The organism is Nonomuraea sp. NPDC003727 (assembly GCF_053586935.1).
Genome location: NZ_JBSFNE010000005.1, coordinates 310,978 through 324,960, shown reverse-complemented (window position 1 = coordinate 324,960; position 13,983 = coordinate 310,978). Strand labels below are relative to the sequence as shown.

General features: G+C 72.2%; 12 protein-coding genes. 7 read left to right on the top strand and 5 right to left on the bottom strand.

Annotation, left to right across the window (positions count from 1 at the left end):
* The first annotated feature begins 22 nt into the window (after positions 1-22).
* Complete coding sequence (locus tag ACWDLG_RS15675) at positions 23-1,162, top strand: DUF418 domain-containing protein (protein ID WP_449920274.1); 1,140 nt, start codon at positions 23-25, stop codon at positions 1,160-1,162.
* Positions 1,163-1,358: 196 nt separating this feature from the next.
* On the opposite strand, the gene ACWDLG_RS15670 is transcribed toward ACWDLG_RS15675, so the two are convergent.
* The 4 genes from ACWDLG_RS15670 to ACWDLG_RS15655 all read right to left on the bottom strand — a co-directional run bounded on the left by ACWDLG_RS15670 (position 1,359) and on the right by ACWDLG_RS15655 (position 6,775).
* Entirely contained in the window at positions 1,359-1,790 is a 432-nt protein-coding gene (locus tag ACWDLG_RS15670; protein ID WP_449920272.1) for a GNAT family N-acetyltransferase, read from the bottom strand.
* On the bottom strand, positions 1,787-4,411 hold the full coding sequence (locus ACWDLG_RS15665; RefSeq protein ID WP_449920269.1) for a phosphoenolpyruvate carboxylase: 2,625 nt from the start codon (positions 4,409-4,411) through the stop codon (positions 1,787-1,789). The genes ACWDLG_RS15670 and ACWDLG_RS15665 overlap by 4 nt, the downstream gene beginning before the upstream one ends.
* A 64-nt stretch (positions 4,412-4,475) precedes the next feature.
* Complete coding sequence (locus ACWDLG_RS15660; RefSeq protein WP_449920266.1) at positions 4,476-6,035, bottom strand: hypothetical protein; 1,560 nt, start codon at positions 6,033-6,035, stop codon at positions 4,476-4,478.
* Positions 6,011-6,775: an ABC transporter ATP-binding protein gene (locus ACWDLG_RS15655; protein WP_354906111.1), complete on the bottom strand. Its 765-nt coding sequence runs from the start codon at positions 6,773-6,775 to the stop codon at positions 6,011-6,013. The genes ACWDLG_RS15660 and ACWDLG_RS15655 overlap by 25 nt, the downstream gene beginning before the upstream one ends.
* 133 nt (positions 6,776-6,908) lie before the next feature.
* Here ACWDLG_RS15655 and ACWDLG_RS15650 point away from each other — a divergent pair, with 133 nt between their 5' ends.
* The 3 genes from ACWDLG_RS15650 to ACWDLG_RS15640 all read left to right on the top strand — a co-directional run bounded on the left by ACWDLG_RS15650 (position 6,909) and on the right by ACWDLG_RS15640 (position 9,754).
* Positions 6,909-8,507, top strand: coding sequence for an acyl-CoA carboxylase subunit beta (locus tag ACWDLG_RS15650; protein ID WP_354906113.1), 1,599 nt, complete (start codon positions 6,909-6,911; stop codon positions 8,505-8,507).
* On the top strand, positions 8,504-8,704 hold the full coding sequence (locus tag ACWDLG_RS15645; protein WP_354906115.1) for an acyl-CoA carboxylase subunit epsilon: 201 nt from the start codon (positions 8,504-8,506) through the stop codon (positions 8,702-8,704). The genes ACWDLG_RS15650 and ACWDLG_RS15645 overlap by 4 nt, the downstream gene beginning before the upstream one ends.
* Positions 8,705-8,809: 105 nt before the next feature.
* Positions 8,810-9,754, top strand: a complete 945-nt coding sequence (locus tag ACWDLG_RS15640; RefSeq protein ID WP_354906116.1) for an NYN domain-containing protein — start codon at positions 8,810-8,812, stop codon at positions 9,752-9,754.
* Positions 9,755-9,868: 114 nt separating this feature from the next.
* Here ACWDLG_RS15640 and ACWDLG_RS15635 read toward each other — a convergent pair whose 3' ends face one another.
* Entirely contained in the window at positions 9,869-10,894 is a 1,026-nt protein-coding gene (locus tag ACWDLG_RS15635) for an ArsR/SmtB family transcription factor (protein WP_449920262.1), read from the bottom strand.
* Between ACWDLG_RS15635 and ACWDLG_RS15630 the strand changes: the two genes are divergently transcribed.
* From ACWDLG_RS15630 to ACWDLG_RS15620, 3 genes are read left to right on the top strand one after another with little or no spacing between them, the layout of a single operon-like run.
* The gene (locus tag ACWDLG_RS15630) at positions 10,882-12,090 is read left to right on the top strand and encodes an MFS transporter (protein WP_449920260.1); all 1,209 of its coding nucleotides are present in this window, start codon (positions 10,882-10,884) and stop codon (positions 12,088-12,090) included. The genes ACWDLG_RS15635 and ACWDLG_RS15630 overlap by 13 nt on opposite strands.
* 9 nt (positions 12,091-12,099) lie before the next feature.
* The gene (locus ACWDLG_RS15625) at positions 12,100-13,467 is read left to right on the top strand and encodes a DNA-3-methyladenine glycosylase 2 family protein (protein WP_449920257.1); all 1,368 of its coding nucleotides are present in this window, start codon (positions 12,100-12,102) and stop codon (positions 13,465-13,467) included.
* Positions 13,464-13,964, top strand: a complete 501-nt coding sequence (locus tag ACWDLG_RS15620; protein WP_354906122.1) for a methylated-DNA--[protein]-cysteine S-methyltransferase — start codon at positions 13,464-13,466, stop codon at positions 13,962-13,964. The genes ACWDLG_RS15625 and ACWDLG_RS15620 overlap by 4 nt, the downstream gene beginning before the upstream one ends.
* Positions 13,965-13,983: the final 19 nt, after the last annotated feature.

Sequence of the window (13,983 nt, the reverse complement as noted above, 5' to 3'; positions counted from 1 at the left end):
GGCGATCTCTAGCGTCGTCGTCATGACGCAGACCGTGGCACCCCCGACCAGGCGCATCCACGAGATAGACGCCGTCCGCGGCTTCGCCCTCGCCGGCATCCTGCTGGCGAACATCGGCTTCTTCGCCGACCCCGGCGCCGCCGCCGGAGGCGCGGCGCAGATCCCCGAAGGCGCCGTGGCCTCGGTCGTCACCACTCTGGTCCTGACGAAGTTCTACGTGATCTTCTCCTTCCTGTTCGGCTACTCCTTCACCCTCCAGATGCGCTCGTGGGGCGACCAGGTCAGGGGGCGCATGCTGCGCCGCTGCCTCGGCCTGTTCGCGCTGGGCGTGGCGCAGGGCTTCCTGCTGTGGATCGGCGACATCCTCACCCTCTACGCCGCCCTGGGGTTGATCCTGCTGGCCATGCGCAACGTCCGCCCGCGAACCGCCGTCATCACCGGTGTGACGATCATCGGTGTGCTGACGGTGCTCTGGCTGGCGCTGGCCGGGCTGACCCTGCTCGACCCCACCGCCGCCGCGGACCAGGCCGCCGACCCCACCGAGGCCGCGAGGGCGCTGGCGCTGTTCACCGGGAGCCCGCTGGACTTCCTGACCTACCAGGCCGAGACCTACCCGATGCTGGCGCTGTTCGTCTGGCTCGGGCAGGGGCCGATGGCGATGGCGTTGTTCCTGTTCGGGATGGCGGCCGGCAAGTCTCGGCTGTTCGAGGAGCCGGAGCGGTGGGCGCGCCTGGTGCCGCGCATCCAGCTCGTCGGCTTCGGCGTCGGCCTGCCGGCGGCGGCGTTCTTCACCTGGTCGAGCACCGCGTCGGGGAGCTGGGTGCTGGTCGGCGTCGCGGTCAACAACGTCACGTCGCTGTTCCTGTCGGCCGCCTACGTGGTCACGTTGCTCCAGCTGGTCAGGCGCTTCCCCCTGGTGGGCACGGTGCTGTCCGGCCCCGGCCGGGTGGCGGCGTCCAACTACATCGGCCAGTCGGTGCTGATGTGCCTGGTCTTCACCGGGTACGGCCTGGCGCTGGCCGGCCGGCTCGAACCGATCGCGGTGATGGGGGTGGCCGCGCTGATCTACGCGGTGCTGGCGGCGCTGAGCGCCTGGTGGCTGCGCGGGCACCGCTACGGCCCCGTCGAGTACGGCCTGCGCGCCCTGACGAACCTGCGGTGACGCCCGGGGCGGCCGCCGCTGACCGGTGGCCGCCCTGCGGAAGGCCGCGCGGGCCCCGGGCGAGGGGGAAGGGCCTGGGGCACGCGCGGATCGCGCCCTGGCGTGCGGGCGCTCACCGCCATTGTGGTCCGGAAGCACGCCAAGCGTCCGCTTTTCCGGATATTTCGGTAGTTGGGTTTTTCGCCGGCTCGGCCGGCTAGAGCTCCTTGCGCATGAAGACCACCTCGCGCGGCCCGACGGCCTCCACCGAGGTGACGGTGTAGCCGAGCCGCCGGTAGAGCGCGATGTTCGGGGTCATCTTGGCGTTGGTGATCAGCCGCAGCGCGGGCAGGCCCAACGCCACGGCCCGCGACTCGGCGAAGGCGAGCAACCGTTTCCCCAGGCCCTGGCCGTGCTGGTCGGGCCGGACCGCCACGTTGTCCACGTACAGCACGCCGTCCTCGGGCACCAGCACGATCAGGCCGCGCAGGTCGTCGAGGACGAACACGTGACCGGCCGCGAGGTGGGCGGCGTAGTCGTCGTCCATCGGCTTGGGGCGGATGCCGATGACCTCCGCCCACGGCTGGTAGGCGGCGGCGACGATCTTCTCGATGGCGGGCAGGTCGTCGGGGTGGGCGAGTCTGATCATCCGGTGTTCTGCAATCCCGCGGCGACGCCGTTCACCGACAGCAGCAGCAGCGTCGACAGCCGTTCTCGTTCGGTCTCGGTCAGGTCGTCGGTGGTCCGCAGGGCGGTGAGCGCGCGCAGCTGCAGGTGGGAGAGCGCGTCCACGTACGGGTCGCGCAGCTGGACGGCCCGCGACAGGACCTTCCTGTTCTCCAGCAGCCGGGAGTGCCCGGTCACCGACAGCACCAGGCGCCTGGTCCTGTCGTACTCCTCCAGCACCTGCGCCGCGAAGTCCGTCCTGCCGCCCAGAGCGAGGTAGCGGGCCGCGATGGACCGGTCGGTCTTGGCCAGCGACATCTCGACGTTGTCGAGCAGCGAGGCGAACAGCGGCCACTCCCGGTAGGCCGCCTGCAGCTCGCCAAGGTCCTCGACGGCGGCCAGGCCGCTGCCCAGGCCGTACCAGCCGGGCAGGTTGACCCGCGTCTGCGCCCAGGCGAACACCCACGGAATGGCGCGCAGGTCGTCGAGGGAGCGGGGGGCGCCGAGCCCGCGGCGCGCAGGACGGGAGCCAAGACGCAGCGAGCCGATCTCCTCCAGCGGGCTGACCAGCGCGAACCACTCGGGGAAGCCGGGCGCCTCGGTGAGCGCGCGGTAGGCGCGCTCGGAGGCGGCGGCCACCTGCGAGGCCAGGCCGCGGAAGCGGGCGGCGGCGGCCGCGGTGCGCGCCCCGACGGTCGGCGAGGAGGCCAGCAGGACGGCGTTGGCGACCTGCTCCATGTGGCGGCGGGCGATGGCCTGGTGGCCGTAGCGGGCGAAGATGACCTCGCCCTGCTCGGTCACCTTGAACCTGCCCGCCACCGAGCCGGGCGCCTGGGCGAGCACCGCCCGGTTGGCCGGGCCGCCGCCGCGGCCGAGCGCGCCGCCGCGACCGTGGAAGAGCCTGAGCTTGACGTCGTTGGCCAGCGCCCACGCGGTCAGCCGTTCCTGCGCCTCGTAGAGCTTCATCGTCGCCGCCGCGGGGCCGAGCTCCTTGGCGGAGTCGGAGTAGCCGAGCATGACCTCCAGGCGGCGGTCGTTGTCGGCCAGCCGGCGCCGCACCTGGGGCAGGTCGAGCATGCCGGCCAGCACGTCGGCGGAGTTGTCGAGGTCCTGGCCCGACTCGAACAGCGGCACCACGTCGAGGACGGGCGCGCGCTCGCCCAGCGCGTGGAAGGCCAGCTCGTGGACGGCGGCGATGTCGTCGGCGCCGCGGGTGAACGACACCACGTAGCGGGAGCAGGCGGTGGTGCCGAAGCGCTCCTGGATCCAGGCGATCACCCGGATGGTGGCCAGGACCTCCTCGGTGCGCTCCGACAGCGGCCCGCCGGCGCGGATCTCCTCCAGCGCGGCGGCGTGGACCTGGGAGTGCTGGCGCACCTCCAGCTCGGCCAGGTGGAAGCCGAACGTCTCGACCTGCCAGACGAGGTGCTGCAGCTCGCCGTAGGCCTGCCTGGCGGCGCCCGCCTCGATCAGCGACTGCTGGGCGAGGCGCAGGTCGGCCAGCAGGTCGGACGGCGCGCGGTAGGCGAGGTCGAGGTCGCGCCTGCGGGTGGCGCCCACGCGGGCGCCGACGAACAGCAGCCACTGCCGGTGCGGCTCGGACGGCGAGCGGGTGGCCAGCTCGGAGACCAGGTCGGGGTGGGAGTCCTGGGCGGCGGCCAGCGCCTTGCGCAGCTCGGCGGAGGGCGGGGTGAACTGGGCGGCCGGGGTGAGCGTGCGGGCGATGCGGACGGTGGCGGTCTCCAGCGCCGTCAGCACGTGCTCGGCCTGGATGAGGACGGCCTCGCGGGTGACCTTGGCGGTGACGTTGGGGTTGCCGTCGCGGTCGCCGCCGATCCACGACCCGTAGCGAATGAACGGCCTGGCCAGCGGCGCGCGGGTGCCCGTGCCGGGGCCGAGGGCGGCGTCGAGCGAGCGGTAGACCTGGGGCACCACCCGGAAGAGCGTCTCGTCGAAGGCGGCCATCGCGGTGCGCACCTCGTCGAGCGGGTCGAGCTTGGTGTTGCGCAGCTGGGCCGTACGCCAGAGGAGGTCGATCTCCTCCAGCAGCCTGCGCCTGCTCTCGGCCCGCTCGGAGGAGCCGCGCCCCGGGGTGTTGTACTCGGTGAGCTGGCCGCTGACGCGCTGGATGGCGGTGACGACCGCGCGCCTGCGCGCCTCGGTGGGGTGCGCGGTGAGCACGGGGTGCAGTTCGAGGCCCTCGACCAGCTCGGCGACGCGGTCGCTGCCCAGTTCCTCGACGGCGGAGGCCAGCGACTCGCGCTGGACGGCCTCACCCGTGTCGCGCTCGCGCAGGGTGCGGATGCGGTAGTGCTCCTCGGCCAGGTTGGCCAGATGGAAGTAGCAGGTGAACGCCCGGGCGATCTGGACCGCCCGGTCGATCTCCCATGCGCCTACGATCGCCGCGACGTCCTCGTGGGACACCTCGCCGCGGCGCGCGCCGATGACCGCTTTGCGCAGGCGTTCGACATCCTCCAGGAGGCCGGGACCGCCCTGCTCGGCGATCACCTGGCCCAGCAGCTCGCCGAGCAGCCGCACGTCGCGGCGGAGCTCGTCGGGCATCTCGCTGACGGCACTGTGGCGCGGGATGGCCTGGTCAATCATGCTTCGCACGATATCCACTCGTCTCGCGTGACTGGAGACCGGTCTCACCAAATGGACTAGACCATTAGGTGGGCCTGGAGACCGCCGCGAGCAGCTCCGGCATCCGCGGATAGCCCGCCCGGCCCGCCACGTGCCTGCCCGCCCACGCCAGCGCGACGCCGTACGGCAGCGCCACGACGCTCACCCAGCCGGCGCCCAGCAGGACGGGCAGCGCGACGGGGAGGGCGAGCACGGCGGTGGCGATCATGGCGGCGAAGGAGGCGACGAAGGCCACCCCGCCCTGGCCCGGCGCCGCGCCGGTGAAGGCGTTGAGCCGGTCCGGCACCGTGTACGGCACCAGCACGCTGGTCACCGCGCCGACGCCGAGCCCGACGCCGAGCACGCCCCACGCGGTCAGCGCGGCGGGCACCGCCCACGCCAGGCTGCCGGCGAACAGCCCGCCGACCACGGCGAGCGCCACCAGGACAGGGACCGCGATGACCGCCACGGCCAGGTGCCGTCCCGCCAGGTCGCCGCGCAGGTCACGGGCGTCGCCGTAGACGACGGCGTTCATCCACAGGGACCGGCCGTCGATGCCGAAGCTGTTGCACTGCTGCATGGCGATCATCAGCGCCCCGACGCAGGCCGGGCCGATCGCGGCGCCCGCTCCGCCGCCCGAGCCCTGCCCGTTGATGGAGAAGGCCAGCACGCACGTCACCGCGATCGACGCGAACCAGCCGACGCGACCGCGCGGGTCGCGCCTGGCGTACTTCAGCTCCTTCGACGCCACGGCCGCCACCCGGCCGTCGGGCAGGAGCCGGTCGAGCAGGCCGCTGGAGCGGCGCACGGAGGCGGCCTGGGTGGAGGCGTCGGTGGTGACCAGGGCGCGGCCCAGCGCCCTGATCCACAGCCAGCCGAGCGCCAGGACGAGCAGGGCGAGGAGGGCCAGCTCGAGCGCGGCGGTCGCGCCGCCGTCGCTGATGGCGTGGGCGGCCCAGCCCGGCGGGGTCCAGCGCAGCACGGCCGCCAGGCTGTCGAGAATCGCGCGCGGGTCGCCGCTCAGGCCGCGGTTGACGATCAGGTTGGGCAGCTGGGCCAGCAGCACGACGACGATGACGCCGACGGCCAGCAGGTCGCGGCCCCTGCGCGAGCGCAGCAGCCCGGACAGCGCGGTGGTGATCAGCCGGGAGGTGACGATGCAGAGCGCGAACTGCAGGACCACCGCGACGACGCCGAGCAGGAAGCCACCCGCTCCGCGCGCGAGGCCCACCAGCGCGCCCGCCGTCACCACGAGAGAGACGATCGGCCACACGCCGGTGACCGACGCGGCGAACATGCCGGCCGCCAGCTGCCGCGTGCGCAGCGGGAAGAGGGCGAGCCTGGCCGGGTCCAGGGTGTCGTCGAGGCCGAAGGCCAGCAGGGGCACGGTGGCCCAGCAGACCAGCAGCCCGGTGAAGGCGATCACGCCGATGTCGGCGGCGATGTCCGACGGCGCCGCCCTGAGCAGCGCCAGCAGCAGGAAGCCGCCCGCCGCCACCACGAGCGCGGCCAGCAAGGAGAAGACGAAGCCGAGGATGCGCTGGGTGTCGCCGCGCAGGCCGCCCGCGATCAGCCTGAGCTTCAGTTCGACGAAGAGCCCAACCACGTCAGCCCCTCCTCCCCGCTCTGCCGTACGCCGACGAGGTCGAGGAAGGCCTGGTTGAGGCTGCGGCCCGCGCGGACCTCGGCGGTCGGGCCCTGGGCGACGATCCGGCCGCCGCTCATCACCGACACCCAGTCGCACAGCCGCTCGACCAGGTCCATGACGTGGCTGGAGAAGATGACGGTGGAGCCGGAGGCGGTGTAGCGGCGGAGCACCTCGGTCAGGGTGTTGGCGCTGACCGGGTCGACTCCCTCGAAGGGCTCGTCGAGGAAGAGCACCGCCGGGTTGTGCAGCAGCGCGGCGGCCAGGCCGATCTTCTTGCGCATGCCGGTGGAGTAGTCGACGACGAGCTTGTCGGCGGAATCGGTCAGGTCCATGACGCGGAGCAGTTCCTCGGCGCGCTGCTCGACGTCGGCCTTGGGGATGCCGCGCAGGCGGCCGTTGTAGTGCAGCAGTTCGCGGCCCGACAGCCGCTCGAACAGTCGCAGGCCCTCGGGCAAGACGCCGATGCGGGCCTTGACCTGGACGGGGTCGCGCCACACGTCGACGCCGCCGACCGTCGCGACGCCGCCGTCGGGGCGGAGCAGGCCGGTGATCATGCTCAGCGTGGTCGTCTTGCCCGCGCCGTTGGGTCCGACCAGTCCCGCGAAGCTCCCCGCGGGCACCGTGAAGTCGATCCCGGCCACCGCCACCTGCTGGCCGAACCGTTTGAACAGGCCCTCTGTACGCACCGCCTCCGTCATGCCCACCAGTCTGGTGCTTTGGGGGGCCTTGTGGGCAACCGTACCGCTTGGGAAGAATCACAGTTCGTCCACGCCGAGGTGGGCGCCGGTGCGGGTCTGGGTGTCATCGTGATCCCAGGGCTAGTCTTACGGCATGAGTGCCGCGCTGCCGTCCGGGCCCCCAGAGATCGACATCCACACCACGGCGGGCAAGCTCGCCGACTTCGAGCGGCGGCAGGACGAGGCCGTGCACGCGGGCTCGGCCCGCGCCGTCGAGAAGCAGCACGCCAAGGGCAAGCTGACCGCGCGCGAGCGCCTGGCGGCCTTCCTCGACGAGGGGTCCTTCGTCGAGTTCGACGAGTTCGCCAGGCACCGCGCGACGGCCTTCGGCATCGAGGACAACCGGCCCTACGGCGACGGCGTGGTCACCGGCCACGGCACCGTGGACGGCCGTCCGGTCGCCGTCTACAGCCAGGACTTCACGGTCTTCGGCGGCTCGCTCGGCGAGGTCTACGGCGAGAAGATCGTCAAGGTCATGGACCACGCGCTCAAGGTCGGCTGCCCGATCGTCGGCATCAACGACGGCGGCGGGGCGCGGATCCAGGAGGGCGTGGTCGCGCTCGGGCTGTTCGCCGAGATCTTCAAGCGCAACGTCCACGCCTCGGGCGTGGTGCCGCAGATCTCGCTGATCATGGGCCCGTGCGCGGGCGGTGCGGTCTACTCCCCGGCGCTGACCGACTTCATCCTGATGGTGCAGGAGAAGTCGCACATGTTCATCACCGGCCCCGACGTGATCAAGACGGTCACCGGCGAGGAGGTGAGCTTCGAGGAGCTCGGCGGCGCCCACACCCACAACTCCCGGTCGGGCGTGGCGCACTTCGAGGCCGCCGACGAGGCCGACTGCCTCGAGCTGGCCAAGGCGCTGCTGTCCTACCTGCCCTCCAACAACCTGGACGAGGCGCCCGTCTACGACGCCGAGGCCGAGCTGACGGTCACCGACGAGGACCGCGAGCTCGACACGCTCATCCCCGACTCGGCCAACCAGCCCTACGACATGCACACCGTGATCGGGCACGTGCTCGACGACGGCGAGTTCCTCGAGGTCCATGCCAGGTTCGCGCCGAACATCGTGGTGGGTTTCGGCCGGGTCGAGGGACGCTCGGTCGGGATCGTCGCCAACCAGCCGATGAGTTTCGCCGGAACACTCGATATTGCGGCGTCCGAAAAGGCGGCACGATTCGTACGGACCTGTGATGCTTTCAATATTCCCGTAGTGACATTTGTGGACGTCCCGGGATTCCTGCCGGGCACCGACCAGGAATGGAACGGAATCATCAGGCGCGGCGCCAAGCTCCTCTACGCCTACGCCGAGGCCACCGTGCCGCTGGTCACGGTCATCACCCGCAAGGCCTATGGCGGCGCCTACGACGTCATGGGCTCCAAGCACCTCGGCGCCGACATCAACCTGGCCTGGCCCACCGCGCAGATCGCGGTCATGGGCGCGCAGGGCGCCGTCAACATCCTCTACCGGCGCGAGCTGGCCGCCGCCGAGAATCCCGACGCCGAGCGGGCCCGACTGGTCACCGCGTACGAGGACACTCTGGCCAATCCGTTCCTAGCCGCCGAGCGCGGCTACGTCGACGCGGTCATCCGGCCCTCCGACACCCGGGTGCAGATCGTCAGGGCGCTGCGCGCGCTGCGGAACAAGCGGGCGTCGCTTCCCCCGAAGAAGCATGGGAACATCCCACTATGACGGTGCATCTGCGAATTATTCGCGGTGACGCCACCGCCGAGGAGATCGCGGCTCTGGTGGCGGTTCTCGCTTCCCGCTCCGCCGAACCCGATCGCCCGGCGGAGCCGAAGCGCGAAACATGGCGAAACCCGGCCAGAGCCATGCGTAAACCTCTCGTACCTGGGAAGTCGGCGTGGCGAAACAGCGCCTTGCCGTAGAGGATCCTGAGAAACGGGTGTCAAGTTCGCCGGGAGTTGGGACTATCTAGAAAAGTAGGCGTATATAGTCAGCCGATCAACGAGCACCGCGGCCTGGAGGACGACATGGCCATCCCAGACCTCACGCCGCACCCTGTCGCGGCAAAGTACGCCGTCCTAGTGGACGTCGGTTATCTCTATGCCGCCGCAGGTGAAGTACTGCTCGGCGCCAAGGAGCGCAAGGAATACCGGGTTGCCGCCGACGAGCTCATCCAATCCTTGCAGAAGCATGCTGAGCAACGCATTTCCGGGGAGCTCCTGCGGATCTATTGGTATGACGCCGCCCGTGACCGCGTGCCGACCGTGGACCAGCGGGTCATCGCCCAGCTCCCCTGGGTCAAGGTACGGCTTGGCAACCTGAACGCACGTGGCCAGCAGAAGGGCGTGGACGCCCAGATCAGGAGCGACCTGGAGGCGCTGGCCCGCCACCACGCGGTGACGGACACGATCCTGCTGGCGGGCGACGAGGACATGGTGCCCGCCGTCGAGGCCGCGCAGGCCTACGGCGTGCGGATCCACCTGTGGGGCGTCGAGCCGCCGTACGGCACCAACCAGGCCGAGCGCCTGGTGTGGGAGTCCGACACCGTCGAAGTGATCTCCGCTGACTTCCTGAGGCCGTTTTTCAGCCGTGCGCCGCAGCCCGTGGCCGTGGTGCCGCCGGTGACGGCGCCGTCGCCCGCCCAGGTGTTCGCGGGCCGTACGGCCGCGCCCAAGCCGCACGTCAAGCCCGGCCAGGTGGCCAAGCTCGGCCCGTCGCGGCCTCGCGTGGAGGACGTCGGCGAGCACGTGGCGCAGAAGTGGATACTGACCCGCGGTCGCGACAACATCAGGGACCTGCTGCCCGGACCGATCCTGCCGACGGTCATCGACACGGAGCTGCTGATCGAGGCGGAGAAGGAGCTCGGCCACTCGCTGCGGCCCTACCCCGAGGCGCGGGTGTGGCTGCGCGACGGGTTCTGGGCGCGGGTCTACCGCGAGTTCGACCTGGGAGTCGGGGTCTCCTCCAAGTAACGCCCGGTGCCGCCGACCGGGTCGGGCGGCCTGGAGCGGGACTCCGGCGTCCTGCGGGATCCCGGCCGGGGATCCCGCCGGCGGACGAGGCGCGGCCCTTCCGCCCGGCAGGGGTCACGCGGGGTTGAGGAGGGCTTCGGCGACGGTCGTGCGGGCGTACAGGACGTAGCGGCCGGTGCGGTGGGCGCTGCACAACCCCGCCTTCCGCAGCGCCGTCAGGTGCTGGTTGGCCCCGGGCTCCGACAGCCCGGTCCGCACCGCCAGCTCCCTGGTCGAGGCGGGCTGGTCCAGCTCGGCCAGCAGCCGGGCCCTGGTCGGCCCGAGCACCGCCGCCAGCGCGGCCGGCGGGTCCCTCCGCTCGCTCTCCCACAGCGTCGCCACCCCGCGGGGCGGGTAGCGCAGCGTCGGCTGGAACGGCGGCACCGTGATCGAGAAGATCCGCGGCCAGGCGAAGACGGAGGGCACCAGCAGCAGCCCCCGCCCGTCGAGCGGCCGCACGCCCCGGCAGAAGCGGTGCGCCAGGTGCAGCCGCTCGCCCTGCCAGCTCACGTTCGCGTCGAGGTCGGACAGCATCCGGTGGACGCCGCCCTCGGCCAGCATGCGGGCGCGGTAGAGCAGGTCGCCTTCCATGAGCGTGCGGATGCGCGGCCAGTACGGCTCGATGGCCGCCGCCCAGTACGCCCTGATCTCGCCGGCCAGCCGGTCCAGGCCCTTCTCGGGGTCGTCGTACAGGGCCCGCAGGCGCGGCGTGCGGGGGACGTCCCACGCGTCGAGCTCGGCGCGGACGTCGGCGGCGCGCGCCAGCATGCCCGCCAGCTCCAGCTCCAGGTCGGGCACCGAGGTGGTGGGCGGCGGGGCGATGAAGGCGACCAGCGAGATGGTCGGCACGGGCACGAGGTCCGACAGCAGCCGCCAGTCGACGTCGGCCAGCCGGCGGCGCACCCGCTCGGCCCACGGCCGGTTGACGCCCGCCGGCTCCTTCACCACCCTGACGCTCGCGACCACCTCCCACAGGGGCGAGAGGGCGAAGCGCGTGTTGGCGATGTCCTGGACGGTGAAGGTGAGTTCGATTCGCTGTCTCCTTAATCCATCGCCATTAGACCATCGCCGCAGGCAGGGTGCCAGGCATGGATCGCGCATTCCGGCGGCTGTACGTGGCCGCGTTCGGCAGCCAGTTCGGCACCCAGCTCTCCCACGTGGCGCTGCCGCTGCTGGCCGTGACCGTGCTCGACGCGAGCGCGGGCGAGGTCGGCCTGCTCAGCTCGCTGGCGACACTGGTCGTGCTGGTGATGGGCCTGCCCGCGGGCGTATGGGTCGACAGGGTACGGCGGCGCCCCGTCATGGTGGCCATGGACCTCCTCCGCGCGGCGGCGCTCGTCTCGGTCACGGCGGCCTGGTGGCTGGACGCGCTGACGATGGAGCAGCTGTACCTGGTCGCGATCGTCTCGGGCGTCGGCACCCTGTTCTTCGACGTCGCCTCGCACAGCCTGGTGCCCGCGCTGGTCGGCCGCGACCGGCTCACCTCCGCCAACTCGCTGCTGGTCGGGACGGCCTCGGCGATGTACATCTCGGGACGCAGCGTCTCCGGCCTGCTCACCCAGGTGCTCGGCGCGCCGCTGGTGCTGCTGCTCGACGCGGTGACGTACGTATGGTCGGCCCTGTGGCTGCGGGGGATCCCCGCGGCCGGGCCGCCGCCTGCCGTACGGGAGCCGGTCGGGCGGCAGCTGCGCGAGGGCCTGCGGTTCCTGTTCGGCAACCGGATACTGGTGCCGATCGCGGCCCAGGGGGCGCTGGCCAACCTCGGCTTCCCGCTGGCCACGGTGCTGCTGCCGGTGCTGCTGGTGCGGGATCTCGGCTTCCCCGCGTGGGTGTACGGCGCCTTCCTGGCGGCCAGCGGGGTGGGATCGCTGGTGGGATCGGCCTGCGCGCACCTGTGCGCCAAGTGGCTCGGCCAGGGCCGCGCGGTCTGGCTGGTTGGCGTGCTGACCGGGCCGTTCTCCCTGCTGGTGCCGCTGCTCGACCAGGGCGTCTGGATCTGGCTGTCAGCCGCGGGCTTCTTCGTCCAGTCCGTGCGGACGGGGGTGAACAACGTGCTGCTGGTGAGCTTCAGGCAGCAGCTCACACCCGACCACATGCTGGGCCGGATGACCTCGATCATGCAGGTGATTTTGATGGGCGCGGTGGGGCTCGGCGGGCTGCTGGCGGCGGGCATCGGCGAGCTGTGGGGGGTGCGCGCCACGCTCTGGGCAGGCGCGATCCTCACCGCGCTGTCGTGGACACCGCTGATCACGGTAAGGTCTGAAATCCGCCAGTTGGGGGCACCCAGCAGGGGATAGCGTCGTGGCATGGAAACGTTGGACTTCGACGCCTGCTACCGCGCGGTGTCCGCGCGGGACTCCAGGTTCGACGGGCGCTTCTACACGGCGGTGAAGACCACCGGCATCTACTGCCGGCCGATCTGCCCGGCGCGCACCCCCGCTTCGCGCAACGTGCGCTTCTACCGGCACGCGGCCTCGGCCGAGGCCGCGGGCTTCCGGCCGTGCAAGCGGTGCCGCCCCGAGCTGTCGCCCGGCGACCCGGGCTGGGACGTGCGCGGCGACCTCGTGGGGCGGGCGCTGCGGCTGATCGACGACGGCGCGGCCGACGACCACGGCGTGGCGGGGCTGGCGACGCGGCTGCACATCACCGAACGGCACCTGCACCGGCTGTTCGTCGCCGAGCTGGGCGTCGGCCCGCTGGCGGTGGCCCGCACCAAGCGGCTGCTGCTGGCCAAGCAGCTGCTGACCGAGACCGCGCTGCCGGTGACGGAGGTGGCGTTCGCGGCGGGCTTCGGCAGCGTGCGGCAGTTCAACGCCACCATGCAGGAGACCTACGGCTTCACGCCGTCGGAGATGCGCGCCACCGCGCACCGGCCCGGCGCCCCCGCGGCGCTCAGGCTCCGGCTGAACTGGCGGGAGCCGTACGACGTGGAGGGGCTGTTCGCCTTCCTGGCCGCGCGTGCCGTCCCCGGGCTGGAGCGCGTCGAGCACGGCTCCTACCACCGGGCGGTGCGGGGCGGCTCGATCACGCTGACGCCGGGAGACGGGCACGTCCTGCTCGAGGCGTCGCTCGACGACACCAGGCATCTGGCCAGGCTCGTGGCGCGCTGCCGCAGGCTGCTCGACCTCGACGCCGACCCCGCCGCGATCAGCGAGGCGCTCGGCGCGACGTCGCTGGCCCCGCTGGTGGCCGCCCGTCCCGGGCTGCGCGTGCCTGGCGCGTTCGACGGGTTCGAGCTGGCCGTACGGGCGATCGTCGGCCAGCAGATCTCGGTCGCGGGCGCAAGGACGCTGCTCGGCAGGATCGTCGACAGGGCGGGCGGATTCCCCACCGCACCGCAACTCGCCGACATGGACCTGTCGGGGCTCGGCATGACCACCCGGCGCGTGGCCACGCTGAAGGACCTGGCGGGCCGCGTGGCCGCCGGCGCCATCGACCTCGACGGCGGCCAGGACCCCGCCGACGCGGTCGCCGAGCTGCTCACGGTGCCGGGCATCGGCCCGTGGACGGCCGGCTACATCTCCCTGCGCGCGCTGCGCGACCCCGACGCGTGGCCGGCCGGCGACCTCGTCCTGGACAAGCGCATGGCCGCGCTCGGCATCCCTCAGGACCATCTCGAGCGGTGGCGGCCCTGGCGGGCCTACGCCGCCCTTCACCTCTGGAGCTCTTCATGATCGAAGCACAGCTGCTGCCCACCCCTGCCGGCCCGCTCGCGCTGCTGGCGCGGGACGGCGTGATCGTGGCCGCTGGGTTCACCGCCGAGCCCGCCGACATGTTCGCCCGGCTCTCGCCCGAGCTGCAGGCGCTCGGCCTCGACGTCGTGGCCGACCTCGGCGCCCCGGCGGAGGCGGTACGCGCCTACCTGGCGGGCGACCTCGACGCCCTCGACACCGTTCCCGTCGAGCAGCCGGGCTCCCCCACCCGCAAGCGGCTGCACCAGGCGCTGCGCGAGGTGAAGGCGGGGACCACGGTGTCGTACGCGGAGCTGGCCGAGCGGGCGGGGCTGCCCCGGACCGCGGCCAGGGCGGCGGGGTCGGCCTGCGCCCAGAACCTGATCGCGCCGTTCGTGCCCTGCCACCGGGTGCTGCCCAGCACGGGCGGGTTCGGCGGCTACTACTACGGCGTGCCGGTCAAGGAGTGGCTGCTGGAGCACGAGTCGTCGCGCGCCTGACCGGCGCTCGCGGCGCCGG